Below are 21,507 nucleotides of genomic sequence, written 5' to 3' on the forward strand. Positions count from 1 at the left end.
CGGCAATTTGTTGGTAATAATGGGACAAACACTGCAAAATATAGCGCATTCTACAGATGTTAAGAAGTGATGATTCTGAATGTTATTTGCTAAAGCCAGTATTGGCCGTAAGCTTTTGTTTGCTTTCACTGCGATGGCTTTGTTAGTCATATTGTCTTCATTAATCGGTGTGTTTGGCTTCTCATCTGTTGCTCGAACAGAAAGAAATGTCGTGAATTCTGCGATACCTTCTATGATAGAAGCGCGACAAGTCTCAGAGTTGAGCTCTCGTATCATTACTTCAGTTCAATCGCTCTCCAATGCAAAGTCAGAAAAGCAACGAAAAGAATCAGGGCAATTACTTTTCTCGCAATTAGAAACGCTGTTATCACATATCAAACAACTTGGATCGGATTCGTTTGATTCTGAGTTACTGAATACGCTTGAAAGCGATGTCCAGCAAGTCATCGATACATTGGCGCAATTAGGCATACTTGTTGAGAAAAAGCTCTTTCTTGCAAATGACTTGGATGTCAGAGTGAAGGAAATGCGTAAATTTGCTCAAGAGCTTGAACAGCTTACACGCACTCAGGTTTCTAATACCAGTACGATCGCTGTGGCTAACGTCACTCACATTTATGATTTATTGAAAAATGGAAAAAAAGAGTCAGCATACAATGCACTAGATACACTCGTTGAGGTTGATTTAGATCTTTCAGAGCGTTTACACGAATTGCATCTCCTCGCATTTAAAATGCTGAATCATATTGAAGAAATGTCCACCATTTCGAACCTCGACCGAATTAATCAAATTCGTAATGAGTACAGTCAGAATCTAGCCATTATGAAACGTCGAGTTCAGTCGGTTGAGGACCCTACGCGTTCAATGCAAATGGCTGATTTATTAAATAAGCTGGCGAAGCGCGAAGTCGTCTTTCAAGTTTTGATAAATCGTTATCAAAATGAACAAGCCTCACAGCAACTCTTACAAAACACATTGACCCAGTTTACCAAGCTTAATACGACGGTTAACCGTCTGGTTGATGATTCCAATGCAGCGACTACAAATGCTGTATCGGAATTAAAAACGACACTGCAGTACGCTCAATTATCACTGACAATTATCACTATTATTGGTTTAGTTATCGTTGTCCTCATTGTTTGGAAAGTGGTTTACAAGTCAGTTCTTAAACGGTTAGCCGAGTACTCATCCGCATTGAGCTCTATTGCGCAGGGGCAATTAAAAGTCGATGTCACCGTACAAGGTAAAGATGAACTGGCTCGTATGGGACAGGCCATTATTACGGCGAGAAACACAGCGCAAGCTTTAAAAGTAGTAGCAGAAAGCGAAGCCAAGGCGAAACGTGAACTTGAAGAGCATAAAGTCCACCTTGAAGAAGTTGTTACTGAGCGAACGTGTCAGCTGCAAGAAACCAATAATCGACTCAATCAAGAAGTGTTAAACCATGCCAAAGCGCGGCATCAAGCGGAGCAAGCGAGTAGAGCAAAATCGGCATTTTTAGCAACCATGAGTCATGAGATTCGTACCCCAATGAATGGTGTTCTCGGAACGACTCGATTGCTTAAAGAAAGCTCTCTTAACGAGACGCAAAAACACTATGTGGACGTCATTAACCGAAGTGGCAAGACATTGCTTGCTATTTTGAATGATGTTCTCGATTACTCAAAGATTGAAGCCGGCCATCTAGAAATTCGAACAGTAGACTTTGATCTAAAAGCCATGGTGGACGATGTATATCAACTATTGAAAGGACGAGCAGAAGAAAAGCAAATTGATTTTACCTGTTATGTTGACTCGGATTTAGATCTTTATTGGCAAGGTGATGTTACGCGCATTAGCCAAGTGCTGACCAACTTAGTGGGTAACGCGATTAAATTCACCGATCATGGTCATGTCGATATATATGTTAGTCCAGATCCTACCCATGAGAAAAATGTGCTGTTTGAAGTATCTGACTCAGGCGTTGGGATCTGCACTGAAGAACAACAAACCCTTTTTGATGCTTTCACACAAGCTTCTGCAGGAATTAACAGTAAAGGTGGTACTGGTTTAGGCTTGGCAATAAGTAAGAGAATTGTCGATGCAATGAATGGAACTCTGGCGGTGGAATCTGAATGTGGGGAAGGCAGCCGTTTCTGGTTTAGTGTACCACTGGAAAAGGGGAAAGAAGTCGCAACTCTCATGGAAACACAGCTACAGAGCGACAATAAAGCAGCCGTTCTTTTAGTTGAAGACAACCCCGTAAACTGCATGGTTGCGGAAGGTTTTCTAGTGCATATGGGGCATCAGGTTGATACTGCCTTGAATGGGGCGCAAGCGAAGGAGTTATTCCAAGCAAATCAATATGACATTGCACTATTAGATATCAATTTGCCGGATTGCAATGGAATGGAATTAAGGGAGCAATTAAGAGAAATAGGGGAACAGTCTGGAAATTCCGATGTGCCCATGATTGCCGTGTCTGCTCATGTCTTTAATGAAGAGGTTGAAGGTTATCTAGCTTCTGGGTTCGATGGCTATTTACCTAAACCATTGGACAAAGACGATCTAGCCGCGCTTATAAGTAGCCATGTTAAAGGGGTGGGTATGGGTATAACGCCAAATAACCATCACGAACCAAAGGAGAGTGTTTCTATGTCTCTATCTAGCCTTATTAAGCCAGAAATTGTGATTAATGACACCGCGGTATTAGGCAAGGCTAAGATGCTTGAAATTATTGAACTGTTTAAACAAGGTGCAGATGATATTCAAGAAAAGCTTGAGCTAGCCTTTCAAACTCAGGATGCTTCTGAGGTTAAGCAGTTAGCACATAAATTGAAAGGTTCCTCAGGTAGCCTTGGGCTCAACCGTTTATTTGAGATCTGTGAGAATATAGAGAAAAGCGGTCACCCAGTTGATAGCTACAAGCAGAGCGCCGAAGAGTTGGCTACATGTTGCACTGAGTCATATGAAGCGTTAGTCAACATCATCAATTAAAGGGGAAAGAGATCATAATATGATACGAATTGAAACATCGCGGCTTATCATGCAGCAAATCAGTGAAAACGAATGGCCTCTGTTTCAGAACCTTCATCAAGATGAAGATGTTATTCGCTATGCTTTTGACAAGCCAAGCGTTCAAGAAATTAGGGAACGATTTGAATCAAGATTACCTGAGTGGAAATGGGGTTCAACACATTGGTTGTGTTTAGTAATTAAAGATAAAAAATCTAAAGAATGTATTGGTATAACGGGATTAGTTATATCGGAAAAGTCTGGCCATACTGTTGAGGTTGGCTACCTATTAAAAAAACATTCCATGGCCAAGGATATGGGACCGAGTCACTAGTTGGTTTAATTGAACATACGCAGGAAAACTATCCAGTATCTGAAATAAACGCCATTGTGACAGACGGTAACTTACCATCATGTAAGTTACTCGAAAAGGCAGGGTTTGTTTTGGTTGAGCGTGAGTCCGATGCTTATCAGATAGGGAATAAATTATACGACGACCTAATTTATCGCTACGCGGTGTAAATAAAGTTTGTCGCCGATAACGTTAATAGGGCTTGCGCAGTATAGTAGGTAACCATCACAACATGTCTTGAAAAGCCAGAACTTGCACGAAACCTATCGATGGCAAGGACTAGATCTGACGTAATAAAAATCAGCGCTCCCGCTACAGCAAAACGAGCCGACAAATTGTTCGTTTGTAGCCAGTACTCAATTGCTGCCCAAGCCATGTTTAAAATCACGATGCAATAAATAGCCACTGGTAACTTCATTTCTCCTAAAGAAGGCAACAGTAGCAAATACACGATGACTCCAACACTGAAAGTTAAAATTGGAACCCAGTGATTTAGGATGCCACTTGTCTCATTCCAAAAACATGCGGTATACACCAAATGCGCAAATAGAAAACTGACCAACCCGGGAAGGAATTTGTCTTTGGGATGCATGAGAAATATATCGCCAATTAAAGAAAATGCTAAAGCGACAAGTATGAATAGGCCATAGGTTGGTTTTAATGACTCTGCTTGAAAAGCGACAACCATCATCAAAACAATGGGGACAGTTTTGGTGGTGTAAAACAACCATCGCGGGCCTTTATCGACGGATACGATGTGAAGTAACGCTGTAATCCCTATAGCTAACCACATACTTGCTCCGGATAATTCAAGGTTCATCATTCGAACGCCATTCTATATTTATTCAAATTAAATGCGAGTCCTAGTTTATGGACATGCTTGTATTCAAGCAAATTAAATGCATTTGATTTACAGCTTGAATTGAATGTTATGGATGGATAGCTCTTTTCTATAAAAGAGGAAAGCAATTTGTCGCGAATTACTGTTTTTTGCCAATATAATATTTTGCATACTGAGATCCCCTATAGAGATCTAGTCAATCTCTAAAAGGCCGTTTTTTCATTACGAAAAAACGGCCTTTTTTTTAACTTTCGAAATTAATCAAATTTTAGTTATTGGTGCAAATTAAGTGGCATTTCATTACATCTGACCAGCAAGAAATTGCGAGTGATTGTATAGATCTCACAAAATTCACGTGTGTATTCAACCAAGTGTCCTACAGTTGTTTTACGCAAGAACATAAGTATCGAAAGATATATAAAAACCAAATACATTCTTTTAAAACAATAAGTTAAATAGGGGCGACTATGCATCTTAATAAGGGAAAAGCTGGTAAAAGTGTGTTTACACTTAGCACTTTGACAGCATCTTGTTTGATGGCTTTCAACAGCTATGCTGCTGTTGATTGCAGCACACTACCTGTGTGGGATTCGACGACTGTATACAACGGTGGCGATCAAGTTCAGCACAACAATACCGCTTATAAAGCAAACTACTGGACTCAAGGAAATAATCCTGAGCAGAACACGGGAACTTGGGATGAATGGTTAGTTGTCGACGTGTGTGCGACAGGTGGGGGCAACGAAGCACCAACTGCAAATCTAACTTCACCAAGTGCTACGGATGTAATTAAAGAAGCTGACGTTGTTGTTCTTGCTGCAACAGCTGCAGACACAGATGGTACTGTTGCAAAAGTTGAGTTCTTAGTTGACGGTGTCGTCGTCGGTGAATCAACGGCTGCGCCACATACAACTAACTGGACTGCGACCGCTGGTCAACATGAGTTTAGTGCGATTGCATATGATGACCAAAATGCAGCGAGCTTAGTAAGTTCAGTTTCTTTGACCGTTGAGTCAACTCAACCTGGTAATGAGCTACCAACAGTAAGTGTATCACTTTCAGCTGCAGCGGTTGACGTTGGTAGCGTTGTCACCCTTTCTGCTGTTGCAGACGATACTGATGGTACTGTTGAGAAAGTTGATTTCTATGTTGCAGGACAGCTTGTTGGAACTGCAGCGACAGCACCATATACGCTTGATTACACAACAACCCAAGCGGGTGATCTTGCCGTTTATGCAAAAGCAACTGATAACCTTGGTGGAACTGGAGATTCGGCGCTAGTTACGCTTAAAGTGAACGGTGTTGCACCTGTTGCTAATTGTCGTCCAGACGGTTTGTATCAAACTGAAGGTGTGAACGTTCCTTACTGTTCTATTTATGACGAAGAAGGTCGTGAGAAAATGGGTGCAGACCACCCTCGTCGTGTCATCGGTTACTTTACGAGCTGGCGAGCAGGTGATGATCCACAAGCTGCATACTTGGTAAAAGATATTCCTTGGGAACAACTAACTCATATCAACTACGCGTTTGTTAGCATCGGTTCTGATGGCAAAGTCAATGTCGGTGATGTCACTGATCCAAACAACGCGGCAACGGGTAAAGAATGGCCTGGTGTAGATGTCGATCCAGCACTTGGATTTAAAGGTCACTTTGGTGCACTTGCTACTTACAAAGAGCGCTATGGTGTTAAAACTCTGATTTCTATTGGTGGTTGGGCTGAAACCGGTGGCCACTTCGGCGCTGATGGAAACCGCGTTGCTGACGGTGGTTTCTACACCATGACAACGAATGCAGATGGTTCGATTAACCACGCTGGTATCGAGAAGTTCGCAACGTCAGCTGTCGAAATGATGCGTAAGTATAAGTTCGATGGTTTAGATATTGACTATGAATACCCAACATCAATGGCAGGTGCCGGTAACCCTTACGACAAGGACTTTATGGAGCCACGCCGCCCTTACTTATGGGCATCTTACCAAGAGCTAATGAAAGTGCTTCGTAACAAACTTGATGCGGCATCAGCTCAAGATGGCATTCACTACATGCTTACCATCGCAGCGCCATCATCTGGTTATTTGTTGCGCGGTATGGAAACATTTGATGTTACTAAGTACCTAGATTACGTCAACATCATGTCATATGACTTGCACGGTGCTTGGAATGATCACGTTGGCCATAATGCAGCGCTTTATGACACGGGTGAAGATTCTGAGTTGGCTCAATGGAACGTATATGGAACAGCAGCATACGGTGGTATCGGTTACCTAAATACTGACTGGGCATATCATTACTTCCGTGGTTCTATGCCAGCAGGCCGTATTAACATTGGTGTTCCTTACTATACTCGTGGCTGGCAAGGCGTAACTGGTGGTACTAATGGCCTTTGGGGTCGTGCTGCACTTCCTGATCAAACACAATGTGCTCCGGGTACTGGTGAAGGCGAGAAGAACAATTGTGGTTACGGTGCGACTGGCATTGATAATATGTGGCATGATTTGGACCCACAAGGTAAAGAAATGGGTGCTGGTTCAAACCCAATGTGGCACGCTAAGAACTTAGAAAACGGTGTCTTTGGTTCTTATGCTCAAGCTTACGGCCTTGACCCTGTTAATGACCCAAGTGACAAACTTGTAGGCACATATACTCGTAACTACGATTCTGTGGCTGTAGCTCCATGGTTGTGGAATGCTGAGAAGAGTGTATTCATCTCTACCGAAGACAAAGCGTCAATCGGCGTCAAAGCAGACTACGTTATTGATAAAGAGATCGGCGGTATCATGTTCTGGGAACTAGCAGGTGACTATAACTGTTATGTTCTTGATGCAAACGGCAATCGTACGACGATCGACTTAACTGAACAGGCGTGTGCTTCCGGCAATGGTGAATTCCATATGGGTAACAGCATGACGCAAACTATTTACGATAAGTTTAAGTCAGCAACACCGTATGGTAATAAAGTTGCTACAGGTGTAATCCCAACTGAAGCGGTAGACATCACAGTGTCAATCGGTGGATTCAAAGTTGGTGATCAGAACTATCCAATCAATCCGAAGATCACATTCACAAACAACACTGGTCAGGCGATTCCTGGTGGTACTGAATTCCAGTTCGATATTCCAGTATCGGCTCCGGACAATGCGAAAGACCAGTCTGGTGGTGGTTTGAAGGTTATTGCTTCTGGTCATACACGTGCTAACAACATTGGTGGTCTGGACGGAACAATGCATCGCGTAGCGTTTACGCTTCCTGCATGGAAAGACTTACCTGCTGGTGGAACGTATGAGCTGGATATGGTTTATTATCTACCTATCTCTGGCCCAGCAAACTACACAGTGACAGTGAACAATGTTGACTATGCATTCAAGTTTGAGCAACCAGACCTACCACTCGCAGACCTTTCTGCTGGCAATGGCGGAAACACAGGCGGTGATACTGGTGGAGACACAGGTACAGGAACGGTAATTCAATGGGAAGCAGGTGTAACACAGGTTAGTAATGGTGATACTGTTATGAATGATGGAAAGTGTTTTGTTGCGAAAAACAACCCTGGTACATGGGATACACCTACCACTTCAAACTGGTTCTGGGATGAAGTAACTTGTCCGTAAACTAATTAGTAATGATAAAAGGCCTTGGTTATCCAAGGCCTTTTTGTTTTTGCTAAAACTGAAAGTTTTCAGGTACAACGACTATGCCATTTTCTGAAATGTGGAACCGCTGTGCATCTTCAACTCGATTGAGACCAATCTGTGTATAGGGAGGGATCTGGACATGTTTATCAATAATGCAATTGACTAACTTGCATCCTTCACCGACTTCGACGTCATCGAACAAAATACTATCCACGATCGTTGCGCTGTCGTTGATTCTGACATTTGATGAGACGATAGAGTGTTGTACCGAACCACCTGAATTTATCACGCCATTTGAGATGATTGAATTAATAAAAATTCCTTCATTCCCTGTCGCTGAGGATACTGTTCTCGCAGGAGGATACTGGGGTTCATAAGTCCTGACTCCCCATTCTGATTGATACAAGTTCATTGGAGGTACAGGTTCGAGTAAATCCATATTTGCTTTATAAAAGGAATCTATGGTTCCAACATCTCGCCAGTAACAATCTTTATCGACGCGACCTTTATCTGAGCAAAAGTGATAGGCAAATACATTGTGAGTTTCAATGAGTTTAGGAATGATGTCCTTACCAAAGTCATGAGTTGAATTTGAGTTTTGAGCATCATCGCTCAATGCCGATTGAAGTACTTCCATATCGAAAATGTAAATCCCCATTGAAGCTAAACTTGATTCGGGAGAGCCGGGCATTGAAGGTGGGTCAATCGGCTTTTCAATGAACGTTTCGATTTGTCGCTCTTCATTGGTCGATATAACACCAAACGACGATGCCTCATTACGAGGGACTGACATGCATGCAATTGTTAGGTTTGCATCGGTTTCTATATGTTGCTTTAACATTGGTTCATAATCCATTCGATAGATATGATCACCTGACAATACGACAACATATTTGGCTTCACTGCGTGAAAGTAGCCACAGATTATGATAAATGGCATCAGCAGTTCCTTCATACCATTTACCGCCTCCACGCATTTGAGGGGGAACGACAGAAATGAATTCTCCCAACTCTGGTCGAAAAAGTGACCAGCCATCTCGGAGATGTTTTTGTAATGAGTGAGATTTATATTGTGTTAGCACAAGTATTTGCCTGACTCCTGAATGCAGACAGTTACTTAATGTAAAATCAATAATTCGATACTTACCCCCAAAGGGGACCGCGGGTTTGGCTCTATCATCAGTTAATGGACTGAGTCTTGAACCCATCCCACCAGCTAATATTACTGCTAATGTATCTTGCATGTCGTTCTCCCTGAAACAGCGCTTTCCTTGGTTCATTGATTCAGAGTAGTACAAGTTTTGAGCCACTTTGCAGTGTGTTGAAGTTACAAAGGTTGTGCGTTAGGTTAGCTGATCAATGTCACATTTTGGTGCGAGAACTATCAATATTGCACCACAATTATGCAATGGAATCAGATTCACTGATTCGCATTAACTCGACACAGTTCCTGCCGCTATTTTTTGCTTCATACAACGCGACATCTGCACGCTTGTAACTGAGTTTTGGTGAACTACACAGCTCTGTTATACCAGCGCTTATAGATACTTTGTAATTACTCTCAAGATAAATGGAAGTACGTATGCGGTTAAGTACCAATTCAGCTTCATTGATGTTGGTGTGGGGCATGATAATCGCAAATTCTTCACCGCCTATACGAGACACAAAATCTGTTTCTCGAAATGATTTTTGCAGTGTATTCGCAACAAACTGAATCACTCGATCGCCTTCATCATGTCCTAATTCATCATTGATTCGCTTAAACAAATCAATATCAATTACGCTGAGGCACATTTGGACTTCTGAATGATAGCGTTTCACCTTAGCACAGTCGTTAACTAGCGTATTATCGAATTTTCTTCTGTTCCATAATGATGTTAGCGAGTCTTTCTCACTCAGTTCTTTTAGCCGTATTTCGAGTTCTTTTCGATGTGAAATATCAACAAAAGACGCAACATAAAACTGTATTGTCCCGAACGTGTCTTTAACCGTTTGTATACGTAAGATTTCGGTAATTAGGGAGCCGTCTTTACGTCGGTTGACAACTTCACCTTCCCATAACCCTTTTAGTTCAAGTTCTTTCCACAACGTAATGTAAAACTCTTGATTGTGTTTTCCTGATGAAAATATAGAAGGTTGCTTCCCAATAACTTCACCTTCTTTAAAGCCGCTCACTCGAATGAACTCTTCATTCACTCTGATTATTCTGTTGTTTCTATCTGTGATCACCATGGCAGACATACCATTCATTGCCGCCCGAGCGATTTGACTTTCTAAGCTATTTTTTTGATGGTGATAATTCCAAGTTATAAAGCTAAACGTAATAAAAAGAGTGGTTAGATAGATGCTTCCCGCAAGCAAGAACAAGTCAGATAAACTGGCATAGTAAAGGCCAGTAATTTCGCTCTGATCAGCACTGTTAATTAAAATTATTTCAAGAGAGTCATTCTCGGTTTGCAATAAAGCTTTAGTGTAAGAATACCAGACATCTTCTTCATGGATGGTTCCTTGATTTGAAGTGTTGATTGATTGCCATAAGCTTGGAAGGTAATGTGGCAAGGACACGTATTGATTTGATCGAGATAGAACAAGGTTACCTGAGCCTCCGAAAACATCAGGCCTTTCATTAAGGTCTTCGTTGTACGCTAGCATCCGATAAAGATAATCAAAGTTCAGATTAGCAACAAAATAGCCACGCCGCTTGCCAGCAATTTCAATAGGAAAAATAAATTGTAGTGAGGGTTTATTCTTGCCCAATAGTTTTTGGTTTTCGCTCTTTAAATGAATGCCGTTGAGGCTCAGTTGATTCGCAGTTTGAGCTTGTGCAAATCGAAAATAATCGTAAGCAGACTGATCTTGTAATCTGTCTTTAGCGACAATTTCGGTGATGTTGTCATTTTTGTTGATTCTGATAACTTCATTACCTTGCTCATCAATATAACGTAGTGTGGCGTAAAGCTTTTTTGTTCGAGCAACGAGCAGCCAGAACTCTTCGACAGTATCGATGTTTTCGGGTGTTGGAGAGAGAATCGTACGGTTTAATGCCCCGGCAGTGGCAAGCTCTCTCGCTGTTATTGCAGCCTGAGAGAAGAGAGTAGTAAGTTCAGTTTTTGCAAATTCAAGCTTTGTGCGTTCACTTTGTTCAACCTTTTGATAGGCATCTTGTTTGATTTTCTGTAATTCGTTAATGAAATAAAGGGTGGGAACAAAGCTTAGCCCAATAAAGACAAAAATAAACTGAGATAAAGTACGTGTAATTCGAAGTTGCATCACGACAAAAATTTGGAAACCAAGTAACAGTTTTACACAATTACGAGATAGATACCGTGAGCCGCATAGAATAACGTGCCATAAAAAAATGGGCATCACAAATTGTGATACCCATCAATCAAAAGTTTAGTCTTGCTATTGTGTGGCAACTGAAGTCTTTTGCCCATCACGTGCTTTGATAAATGCGTAACCAAACCCTGTTACGGCGGTACCGACTGCGATAGCGACTAGGTACATAAACACAGGCGTGATCGCGTTTGGAATAAGTAACACAAATAATCCACCATGAGGAGCCATGAGTTTAGCGCCAATAAGCATGGATAACGCACCGGTGATCGCACCACCTAGCATACAAGCGGGAATGACACGCATTGGATCTTTTGCCGCAAAAGGAATCGCACCTTCAGAGATAAAGCACAACCCAAGGACAAACGATGCTTTTCCAGCTTCACGCTCACCAGCATCAAATTTGCTCTTCGCTAAGAATGTAGCAAGCCCCATCCCTAATGCTGGAACCATACCCGCAGCCATAATTGCAGCCATTGGAGCATAGGTTTGTGATGCGAGTAAACCTACGCCAAACGTATAGGCAGCTTTATTCACTGGGCCACCTAAGTCGAAGCACATCATCGCGCCTAAGATAACACCGAGTAGTACTGCATTAGCGGAACCCATATTGTTCAAAAACTCAGTCATCGCACTCATGATGCTTGAAACTGGGCCACCAACAATATAAATCATCACCAAACCGGTAAACAAACTGGCAACAAATGGGATAATTAGGATCGGTTTTAATGCTTCCATTGATTGTGGCAAGCTGACTTTGTCTGCAATAAACTTAGCTGAGTAACCTGCAATAAAACCAGCAGCAATACCGCCCAGGAAGCCGGCGCCAGTAGAGCTTGCCAGCATACCACCAATCAAACCTGGTGCTAAACCAGGACGGTCAGCGATAGAAAAGGCAATAAATCCTGCAAGGACAGGGATCATGAGTGCAAAGGCTGAACCGCCACCAATTGTCATCAGTGCTGCCGCTAATGTACCTTCTTCTTTAAACGCTTCAATGCCAAATACGAAAGACAGGGCAATGATCAAACCACCTGCAACAACCACTGGCAACATATGAGAAACACCAGTCATTAAGTGTTTATAAACGCCTTTCTTTTCTTCTACGGATGATTCAGTCGCGGAATTGTTGGATTGATAAACTGTCGCCATTTCGAAGGCCTTATCCATTTCCTCAGCCGTTTTCTTAAGAGCAGGACCGGTTTGGGTTCTATACAGTTTTTTACCTGAAAAACGCTCCAGCGGTACGTCAATATCTGCGGCTACAATGACGATATCGGCTTGCTCGATATCTTGCTCAGTCAACTGGTTTTTGGCACCGACAGAGCCACGTGTTTCTACTTTGATGTTGTGGCCACGACGTTGACCTTCTTCCAGCAACGCTTCTGCAGCCATAAATGTGTGTGCAACACCAGTCGGACAAGCAGTAATAGCGACGATATTTTTTTTATCACTCGTCAACTTGTCCGTTTCTGTTGCATGCACTTGTTCAAGTACTTCAGCTTTAGATACGGCGGTTTTAAGCAGTCCTTTAGGATCGTCGATGCACTGTTGTATTGTTGCACGATAGACTTGCTTACCAATAAAACGAGTCTCGTCAACATCTGTGCTAGCAACAATAAGCACAATGTCCGATTGTTCTATCTGTTCATTCGTTAAGATCTGATTGTCAACGACACTTGACTGACATTCTATATGTGCTTGCCAGTTAAGCTCCTTTGCTGCTTTTTCCATTAACCCCGCAGTGATGATGCTATTCGCCACACCGCTAGGGCACGCTGTGATAATCGCAATATTCATATAACTCGACCTTTTGTCCATGTACTTGTGATTAAGAAAGCCTTCTGATGTTTATCTTATTTTGTAGGTTTTCTACTTGATTTATATTGTTTACTCCCACTCCAACTTGAGTTACGGCTAGAGCGGATAACGCCGTAGCAAAAGAGAGTAGGTTTGATTTTTCCATTGCTTGCATATGTCCCCAACACAGTCCGGCAACAAGGGTATCTCCTGCACCGACAGTACTAACAACATCCATCTTTGGAGGCGTTGCTGTGTACCATTCGTTATCATGGAGCCACATAACACCTTTTGCTCCCATTGAAATTACAATGTTATCTATGTCCTTATCTGCGAGTTGCTTTGCCGCAGATTGACAGTCAGCTTCATTATTTACAGGAGTATTTAAGAGCTGAGATAGCTCTTCATCGTTTGGCTTGATCAACCAAGGAGAAGCGTCTAATCCCACTTTTAAAGCATCACGGCTGGAGTCAAAGAGCACCTTTTTGCCTTTAGTGTTTAGTGTCTTAATCCATTTTGCACAGCGCTCAGGGGAGAGGCCGTTGGGTAAGCTTCCCGCAAAGACAAAATAATCGTGGTTTTGGCTGAGTTCTTCTAACACTGATTCAAATACAGCGATGTCTGATTCATTAACTGTGATGCCGGGGAAATTGATGTCACTAACAGTGCCATTGGACTCAACCAATTTAACGTTAATTCGAGTGGCGCCTTTGACTTGAACAAAACGATCAGTCGCACCGATAGTACCGAAAAGATATTGGAACATTTCAGGGTTGTCAGCGCCTAAAAAGCCAGTCACTGTGACTTGTGCGCCCAAATCGGATAATACCTTTGCAACATTGACCCCTTTGCCAGCAGCGTGGAGGTTACTGCTGTTTACAAGACTGACCGAGCCTTGATTTAAAACATCAAGTGAACCTGTCAAATCTAAGGCAGGGTTTAATGTGATGGTGACTACTTTATTTGTCATTGCATTCACCTCAACCTTCACCTAAGCCAGAATTGATGGCTTGCCCAATTGCGCTGATGGCTTGTTCGGCATCATTACCACTCGCGATGAACTCAAGTTCATGGCCTTGCTTAACACCAAGTGCGATTACTTTCATTAGGCTCTTTGCGTTTACAAAGTGATTACCATCTGATGTGATATTGCTAACGGTAATTGCAGAATCAAACTTTTTAGCTTCGGCCACGAGCATCGCGCCTGGGCGTGCATGTAATCCGTGTGCATTTTTGATTTTAAATGTGGCTTTAATTGTGTCTAACACATTTATTTCTTGAGCATTAGACGGTGTCTCATTAGAACTAACAAAAGAGAGGATCTTTTCTTTATCTCCTAACATAAACTCTTCTTGACGGTTGCTTTGAACCAAGTCGGTAAGAGCGGAAAGTAGTTGGGTATGAGAATGGTCACAAGCTGCAATAGCAAGTAATCCAGTTACATGTTTACTATCAAAAGTACAAGGCTCGGAAGTGGTGACCAACGCACATTTTGTCTGAATCACACCTTCATTTGAGGTGACTAACCAAAGTCCTTTACCTAAGTGAGTAGGGCGTTTATCCATAATGTTGCTAATAAATGAATTTTCTACCGCGCCTTTGTTTTTCAGCAAACCACCAGCAGTTGCAACAATTTGAATCCACTGTGTAGCAGGGAAACCAAGTTGGATTAAGTCACCATCCATGATTTCACCAGTAGTTGATGAATCTCCGTTGAGCAAGTTGAGAATGGTTTGTTCATCTTTTGCATGTTTGAGAGCGTGCTCTACGCCATCTGCCGATAACACTTTGGTTAATTGTTTTAAAATTTCTAAGTGTTCATCTGATTTTGCAGCAATACCAATTGCCAAATAAACCGTATTACCATCTCCCCAATCAATACCTTGGGGAAACTGCTGGATAGTTACCCCAGTTTGAATAACAAGATCTCGTGTTTGAGTTGTACCGTGAGGAATTGCAATGCCATTACCTAAATAGGTTGAATTTTGACTTTCACGTTCTTGCATACCTTCGACATAACCTGATGCAACAAATCCACGACTCTGAAGTTGCTCGGCAAGGGCGTCGATGGCTTTAAACTTGTCGTTATAATTTAAGTTTAGAGTGATATCGTTTTGGGAAAGTTTGAGCATAAGTGCCTCTAAATCATTCGTTATCTATTGCATATTTTAATTTGCTTAATCGATTCAGCATTGTGGTGTGTTGTTTGTTTTTACACCGAAGTGAAATGATAACTGATAAGTAAACTCTATCTATCTCACAAAATACATTTTGCTGAATCCTTTCAGCTTTTATGCTGAAACGTTTCAGCTTATAATGCAAATATTCACAAGATCCTTGTGATGGATTTTTGATCCGAAGCACAGTTCAAGGCAGGAAATATGACACTAGATGAAGTTGCGAAATTAGCCGGTGTATCTAAAACAACCGCTAGTTACGTAATCAATGGCAAAGCGCAAAAGTATCGTATTAGTGCTAAAACCCAAGCGAAAGTGATGGATGTGGTTAATGCTCACAATTATCGTCCGGATCTTGCAGCAAGCACATTAAGAGCAGGGAATAGCCGATCTTTTGGTCTAATTATTCCCGATTTAGAAAATACGAGTTATGCCAAGCTAGCAAAGTTGCTGGAGCATAGTTCTCGCGCAGCAGGTTATCAAATTTTAATCGGTTGTTCTGACGATAATCCAGAAATAGAAAAATCGGTTGTACAAGCATTAGTGAGCAGAAAAGTTGATGCATTGTTTGTCGCAAGCTGCATTGTTGAAGCAAGTGAATTTTACTTAAAATTGCAAGAGAGTGGCACTCCGGTGATCGCAATTGACCGACCTTTGGATGATGAACACTTTGCTTGCGTGATTAGTGAGGATTTTTCTGCTGCTCATGATCTCACGTGCTCAATTTTAAGTGACAATGTCACATCTATTGGTTTGATCGGTGCTTTACCTGAACTTAATGTATCCAGAGAACGTGAGATGGGCTTTGTGTCTGCGGCTAAGGGGAGGCGAGTTGCTTATCAGTTGGCCTATGGAGAACACTTCAATAGAGATGATGGGGCAAAGTTAATCAGAGAATGGGTTATAAATGAGAATCTTCCTGATGCAATAATCACCACGTCGTACACCTTATTAGAAGGGGTATTGGATGTTTTGCTTGAAAAACCAGAACTTATGCACAGTTTAAAACTCGCAACATTTGGTGATAACCGATTATTGGACTTCCTTCCTATACGGATCAATTCGTTACCACAGCAATTCGAAATTATTGCAGACAGTGCGTTAGAACTAGGGCTTAACGCATCGGCTAAGCGATATAAATCTGGGGTTGAGTTGGTACCAAGGCGGCTGGTAGTAAGAGAAAAAATGCCCGATTAAACCGGGCATTTGTTAATATTGAAAGCGAACGGACATGGTCGCTTGGGGGCCATACAAACCATTATTTCGGGTTTCAGCAGAGAGTGACAGTTGGTCTGTAGAGTGGAAGCGCACACCTGCGTGGAATACTGATGCATCATCATTTCGGCCAATGCGACCTGTAGCTTCAATTTGCTCCGCAATCCAAACGCGCAGCCCAATATTAAATTCAGCTTGAGTATCTGAACCACCGCCAGATTCTTTCGTGTATTTCACATTGTGAATGAGAAGTTGACCATAGACGTCAGCAAATTGATTAATTGGGCCGTTAAAACCAATTCCGGCAGCCAAATCATAGTCTTTATCAAATTGGGTATCAAAGCGAGCGACTACATGGGAGTTTTCGGTCAGAAACATGCTTCCTTCAACGCCGCTCATTTGCGGGTTTACTGCAGTACGGACTTCAAAGTAGTTGTAATTAAAATTATTTGCTTGCGCATGACCAGCCATTGTACACGCAGCTAACAAGCTCAATAGATGACGTTTTTTCAAAAGTAGTACTCCGACTAATAACATTATTTTGACTCTTCGTAATATGAAGCAATATTTAAGCCATAAATGTTAGTAGCCGGAATGTAAGTTTATGAATTATAAAACTTGTAGGCGATCTACTTCGATTTCGGGTGTGTTTCCACCTTCATATTCGCCATAAAGTCTAAGTTTTGTTGTGTTGTCGATGGCTGTGTTTAAACTGATATCGTCATCAATTTCAATTTGTACCTCACCTTTACCATCAGTAAAAATAAATTTATCCGCACTAATTTGACGAATTACGTGACCTTCGACAACCACGTTCTTCTCGGTAAACATGCCGGTGTCTTGAAGTAATTTGTCGATAGAGGTCACCTCAACAGGTCCATTGAATTGGATTCCTTGGTTGTTCTTATCATTGTGAGCAAATGCTGCAGTTGAAAGTGCAAGAGTTGTTGCTGCTAATGCGATTGTTGTCTTTTTCATTTTCTATCCTTTAATCATGTTTGTTTGTCTACGAAACGCATTAAACAACATCGCAATTGAACCAAGCCTGATTGGTGCATTCATATTCGATTCATTTGGTTGAGTCTAGGCCATTAATAACGATATCATTGGTCATTATTTAATAAGACAATCAATTAGCTATGCAGTCACCAACTCGCGCTTTAATGGTGCAAGGAACGACATCAGATGCCGGAAAAAGTGTTCTAGTGGCAGGTTTGTGCCGCGTATTAGCACGTAAAGGCGTTCGCGTTGCTCCATTCAAGCCTCAGAACATGGCTCTAAATAGTGCTGTAACGCCTTCAGGCGGTGAAATTGGCCGCGCACAAGCCGTTCAAGCACAAGCAGCAAATATTCCCAGTACGGTTCATATGAATCCGGTATTACTCAAACCAAGTACGGATACTGGGTGTCAGGTTATCGTTCAGGGTCAAGCTATCGCAGATATGGCCGCGATAGGATATCAACACTATAAAGAGCTGGTTTTGCCAAAGGTCGTTGAGTCATTTGAGCTGTTACAGAGCCAGTATGACTGTGTGATGATTGAGGGAGCGGGTAGCCCCGCTGAAATTAACTTGAGGCAAAATGACATTGCCAACATGGGTTTTGCCGAAAAAACCGATGTGCCAGTCATTATCGTTGCTGATATTGATCGTGGCGGTGTCTTTGCGCATTTAGTAGGGACTCTTGAGCTTCTTTCTCCTTCCGAACAAGACCGAGTTATTGGCTTTGTGATTAATCGCTTTAGGGGCGATCTTTCTTTGCTTAAACCAGGGCTGGATTGGCTTGAGGATAAAACCAAGAAACCAGTTCTTGGTGTATTACCGTATTTGCATGGTTTTGATTTGGAAGCCGAAGATGCAATCAATGCGGAGCAAACAACCAGTAAAGATATAAAGCTGAATGTCGTTATTCCTGTTTTTCCTCGCATTAGCAATCATACCGACTTTGATGCACTAAGACGTAATCCTGATATTGATGTCCGTTACGCTGGTAAAGGTGAAAAGCTCGATAAGGCAGACTTAATCATCTTGCCGGGGACTAAATCTGTGCGAGCCGACTTACAATACCTTAAAGAGCAAGGTTGGCAGCGCGATATTTTGAAACACTTGCGATTTGGGGGGAAAGTGCTTGGGATCTGTGGTGGTTATCAAATGTTGGGCAACATTATTGACGATCCTAAAGGTGTCGAAGGTGAGCAAGGGCAAAGCGCCGGGCTCGGTTTACTCGATGTCAGCACTATACTCACGCAGAAGAAAGCACTGACGAATGTAAGTGGAAAAATGAATCTTTGTGAGCAAGTTGTTCCAGTCAGAGGGTATGAAATTCATGTTGGGGAAACCCAAGTTTCCGAAACATCACCGATAACCCTAACTTGTGGTACCGATGAGGGGGCAATTAGTGATTGCAATCAAGTCATGGGTACTTATCTACATGGTATCCTCGACTCTCCAGAAGCACTTGATTTAATCGCTCAATGGACAGTAGGTAAGACGATCACACACGTTGACCCATTGGAAAGGCAAGAGAATGCAATAAATCAAATTGCGGACGCGATAGAGTCACACATGAAGTTAAATAGATTATGGCCGGAGTTAGGGTTTGAACAATAAAGCAAAAGCCATTTTTGGCATGCTGTCATTATGTTTGGTATCGAATGTTGCGGCAAAAGAGCAGATCACGCTCTACGCTGCGTCGTCCTTAACCAACGTGATCAATGAATTAGTAGAACATTATGAAGAAAGGCATGATGTGGATATTGTTCCTGTTTATGCCGGTTCTTCAGCACTTGCTCGCCAAATTGAACATGGAGCGCCAGCCGATGTGTACATTTCAGCAAACCAAAAGTGGGCAGAGTATCTGATTAAAAAGATGGACATCTCTCAAGCCAATGTCGCGAATTTGGTTTCAAACTCACTTGTGATGATCGCGTCAAACGAACTTAAAATTGACATCAAAAAAGATAACTACACCGAGTGGTTAACGTTACTGGCAGATAATCGACTTGCCATCGGGCAGCCAGACTCAGTACCCGCAGGTATCTATGCGAAACAAGCTCTCCAGAGTATCGGAATGTGGGACGCATTATCGAATAAATTAGCACCCACAAATAATGTTCGAAGCACACTGACTTTAGTCGAACGAAATGAAACGCCGTTAGGTATTGTTTATAAAACCGATGCTAACGTTTCTGATAAAGTACAAATCCTATATGAGTTCCAAGATGGATCTCACGATCCTATCACTTATCCAATGCTGACACTCAAGCCAACAAAGACGACAACGGAGTTTGCCAACTATTTACTTAGTGAAGAAGCGAAAGATATTTTTATTCAATATGGATTTAACTAGTCATGGACTTGCTAACGGATTATGAATACGAAGCGATCGTACTTAGCTTAAAAGTCGCTTTGTATGCGATTATTTGGCTTATTCCACTCGGAGTTGCGTTTGCGTGGCTTCTGGCTAGAAAGAATTTTTTTGGAAAAAGCTTGCTAGATAGCGTTATTCATCTTCCCTTGGTTCTTCCGCCAGTTGTTGTTGGGTATTTGCTGCTTATCTCAATGGGACGACAGGGTTATTTAGGGCAGTTGATAAACGATCTTTTTGGCATCAGTTTTAGTTTCAGTTGGAAAGGGGCTGTGCTCGCATGTGTGGTCGTTGCATTACCTTTAATGGTCCGTGCAATACGCCTGAGTTTGGAAAATGTTGACCCTAAACTTGAACAAGCGGCTGCGACATTGGGTGCGTCACCTTTAAAAATATTCTTTACCATTACCTTACCACTCACAATTCCGGGAATCATTTCGGGTACGATGCTTTCTTTCGCTCGCAGCTTGGGCGAATTTGGGGCAACCATCAGCTTTGTTTCTAATATTCCAGGTGAGACACAAACCATACCACTTGCGATGTACAGTTTCATTGAAACTCCGGGAGCTGAAGAAGCGACGATGCGGTTATGCATCATTTCAATTTTGATCGCATTGGCATCATTGTTGATTTCCGATTTGCTAGCAAAACGAACCATGCAACGTTTGGGGACGAAGTAATTATGTCAAACATATTGGTCCAATTTACCCAAACATTAGGAGATACGGATTTTTCTGTTGATCTTACGCTTCCACCAACTGGCATTACCGCAATATTTGGTCGCTCAGGTGCAGGTAAAACATCGCTAATCAATGTGATTGCTGGCTTATCTACACCAGCATCTGGCAAAGTGACTATTTCAGACAAAACCTTATTTTGCTCGACAGATGGCATCAATGTGCCTGTCCACAAAAGAAAAATTGGATACGTTTTTCAGGAATCTCGCTTGTTTCCCCATATGAAGGTAAAGAGCAACTTGCTTTATGGCGCAACAGGCAAAGATGATGTCCATTTTTCGCAAATTACAGCCTTACTTGCGCTTGATAAGTTATTAGATCGGTATCCGATTGAATTGTCTGGTGGGGAAAAGCAGCGTGTTGCAATAGGTAGAGCGTTATTAACTAAGCCTGAAGTACTGCTGATGGATGAGCCATTAGCGTCTTTGGACCTACCAAGGAAAAGAGAAGTACTGCCTTTTCTTGAAGAGTTGGCGAATACCGTGAATGTTCCCATTTTATACGTCACTCACAGCATGAACGAGATTTTACGTTTGGCCAATCATCTTGTTGTGGTGGAAAAAGGCGAGGTAATCCAGAGCGGACCAATAGAAAAAGTCTGGTCGTCACACGCAATGAGACCGTGGCAATCTTTTTCAGATCAAAGCTCTTTATTTGAAGGCAAAGTGCTCAAACATAGTGAGCAGTATGGCTTATCACTGATTGAGTTAACGACCGATGCGGCTCTTTGGGTTCAAAGAATTAATAATGCGCCTGGAACTAAAGTTCGGTTGCAAGTTAAAGCCAGTGACGTGTCTATTACACTAGTCGAGCCCGAGCAAACATCAATACGAAATGTTTTGGAATGTTCGATTCACAGTATTGAGATCTTAAGTCATACAGGAAACAAACAAAGTGTCTCTATCGGGCTGGAGCTTGGGCCAAACTGCTATCTTGCTGCCACCATCACCACATGGGCGCTAGAAGAGCTGGGCTTGAAGAAAGGGCAACGCGTCTATGCTCAGGTTAAAGGGGTGAGTGTAACGCAGCGAGATATTGCTTTATCACATTAAAAAAG

General features: G+C 42.1%; 15 protein-coding genes and 1 pseudogene. 8 read left to right on the forward strand and 8 right to left on the reverse strand.

Going from position 1 to position 21,507, the window contains the following annotated elements; genetic code table 11:
- Positions 1 to 79 precede the first annotated feature (79 nt).
- Both torS and ACQEXU_RS02405 read left to right on the forward strand, forming a co-directional pair.
- The gene (gene torS / locus ACQEXU_RS02400) at positions 80 to 2,977 is read left to right on the forward strand and encodes a TMAO reductase system sensor histidine kinase/response regulator TorS (protein WP_427009528.1); all 2,898 of its coding nucleotides are present in this window, start codon (positions 80 to 82) and stop codon (positions 2,975 to 2,977) included.
- A gap of 49 nt (positions 2,978 to 3,026) precedes the next feature.
- Positions 3,027 to 3,517: pseudogene (locus ACQEXU_RS02405) on the forward strand (GNAT family N-acetyltransferase).
- On the opposite strand, the gene ACQEXU_RS02410 reads toward ACQEXU_RS02405, so the two are convergent.
- On the reverse strand, positions 3,505 to 4,140 hold the full coding sequence (locus ACQEXU_RS02410) for a lysoplasmalogenase (RefSeq protein WP_427009529.1): 636 nt from the start codon (positions 4,138 to 4,140) through the stop codon (positions 3,505 to 3,507). The pseudogene ACQEXU_RS02405 and the gene ACQEXU_RS02410 overlap by 13 nt on opposite strands.
- A 515-nt stretch (positions 4,141 to 4,655) precedes the next feature.
- Between ACQEXU_RS02410 and ACQEXU_RS02415 the strand changes: the two genes are divergently transcribed.
- A complete protein-coding gene (locus ACQEXU_RS02415; protein WP_427009530.1) occupies positions 4,656 to 7,796 on the forward strand; it encodes a chitinase C-terminal domain-containing protein in 3,141 nt (1,046 codons plus the stop codon).
- 52 nt (positions 7,797 to 7,848) lie between these two features.
- Here ACQEXU_RS02415 and glgC read toward each other — a convergent pair whose 3' ends face one another.
- From glgC to fruB, 5 genes are all read right to left on the reverse strand, one after another.
- Positions 7,849 to 9,099: a glucose-1-phosphate adenylyltransferase gene (gene glgC, locus ACQEXU_RS02420; protein WP_374144859.1), complete on the reverse strand. Its 1,251-nt coding sequence runs from the start codon at positions 9,097 to 9,099 to the stop codon at positions 7,849 to 7,851.
- A 121-nt stretch (positions 9,100 to 9,220) separates the two neighbouring features.
- Positions 9,221 to 11,185, reverse strand: coding sequence for a GGDEF domain-containing protein (locus ACQEXU_RS02425; RefSeq protein ID WP_427009799.1), 1,965 nt, complete (start codon positions 11,183 to 11,185; stop codon positions 9,221 to 9,223).
- A gap of 39 nt (positions 11,186 to 11,224) precedes the next feature.
- Positions 11,225 to 12,955, reverse strand: a complete 1,731-nt coding sequence (fruA, locus tag ACQEXU_RS02430) for a PTS fructose transporter subunit IIBC (protein WP_427009531.1) — start codon at positions 12,953 to 12,955, stop codon at positions 11,225 to 11,227.
- A 31-nt stretch (positions 12,956 to 12,986) separates the two neighbouring features.
- Positions 12,987 to 13,925, reverse strand: coding sequence for a 1-phosphofructokinase (gene pfkB, locus ACQEXU_RS02435; protein ID WP_427009532.1), 939 nt, complete (start codon positions 13,923 to 13,925; stop codon positions 12,987 to 12,989).
- A 10-nt stretch (positions 13,926 to 13,935) separates the two neighbouring features.
- Positions 13,936 to 15,087 (reverse strand): fused PTS fructose transporter subunit IIA/HPr protein, encoded by a 1,152-nt coding sequence (fruB, locus tag ACQEXU_RS02440; RefSeq protein WP_427009533.1) that lies wholly within the window; start codon positions 15,085 to 15,087, stop codon positions 13,936 to 13,938.
- 249 nt (positions 15,088 to 15,336) lie between these two features.
- On the opposite strand from fruB, the gene cra reads away from it, so the two are divergent.
- Positions 15,337 to 16,329, forward strand: a complete 993-nt coding sequence (gene cra, locus ACQEXU_RS02445; RefSeq protein ID WP_427009534.1) for a catabolite repressor/activator — start codon at positions 15,337 to 15,339, stop codon at positions 16,327 to 16,329.
- Positions 16,330 to 16,341: 12 nt separating this feature from the next.
- On the opposite strand, the gene ACQEXU_RS02450 is transcribed toward cra, so the two are convergent.
- A complete protein-coding gene (locus ACQEXU_RS02450; protein WP_427009535.1) occupies positions 16,342 to 16,884 on the reverse strand; it encodes a hypothetical protein in 543 nt (180 codons plus the stop codon).
- 72 nt (positions 16,885 to 16,956) lie between these two features.
- Positions 16,957 to 17,325 carry a YgiW/YdeI family stress tolerance OB fold protein gene (locus tag ACQEXU_RS02455; protein WP_427009536.1) on the reverse strand — a complete coding sequence of 123 codons (369 nt, stop codon included), beginning with the start codon at positions 17,323 to 17,325 and terminating at the stop codon, positions 16,957 to 16,959.
- 161 nt (positions 17,326 to 17,486) lie between these two features.
- Here ACQEXU_RS02455 and ACQEXU_RS02460 point away from each other — a divergent pair, with 161 nt between their 5' ends.
- From ACQEXU_RS02460 to modC, 4 genes are read left to right on the forward strand one after another with little or no spacing between them, the layout of a single operon-like run.
- Positions 17,487 to 18,956 carry a cobyric acid synthase gene (locus ACQEXU_RS02460; RefSeq protein WP_427009537.1) on the forward strand — a complete coding sequence of 490 codons (1,470 nt, stop codon included), beginning with the start codon at positions 17,487 to 17,489 and terminating at the stop codon, positions 18,954 to 18,956.
- On the forward strand, positions 18,946 to 19,695 hold the full coding sequence (gene modA, locus ACQEXU_RS02465) for a molybdate ABC transporter substrate-binding protein (protein ID WP_427009538.1): 750 nt from the start codon (positions 18,946 to 18,948) through the stop codon (positions 19,693 to 19,695). Before ACQEXU_RS02460 ends, modA begins: the two co-directional genes overlap by 11 nt.
- An 8-nt stretch (positions 19,696 to 19,703) precedes the next feature.
- On the forward strand, positions 19,704 to 20,393 hold the full coding sequence (gene modB, locus ACQEXU_RS02470; protein ID WP_427009800.1) for a molybdate ABC transporter permease subunit: 690 nt from the start codon (positions 19,704 to 19,706) through the stop codon (positions 20,391 to 20,393).
- Between the two features lie 2 nt (positions 20,394 to 20,395).
- Positions 20,396 to 21,502, forward strand: a complete 1,107-nt coding sequence (gene modC / locus ACQEXU_RS02475; protein WP_427009539.1) for a molybdenum ABC transporter ATP-binding protein ModC — start codon at positions 20,396 to 20,398, stop codon at positions 21,500 to 21,502.
- Positions 21,503 to 21,507: the final 5 nt, after the last annotated feature.

The sequence above is a fragment of the Vibrio sp. TRT 21S02 genome (assembly GCF_050113675.1).
Classification (GTDB): domain Bacteria; phylum Pseudomonadota; class Gammaproteobacteria; order Enterobacterales; family Vibrionaceae; genus Vibrio.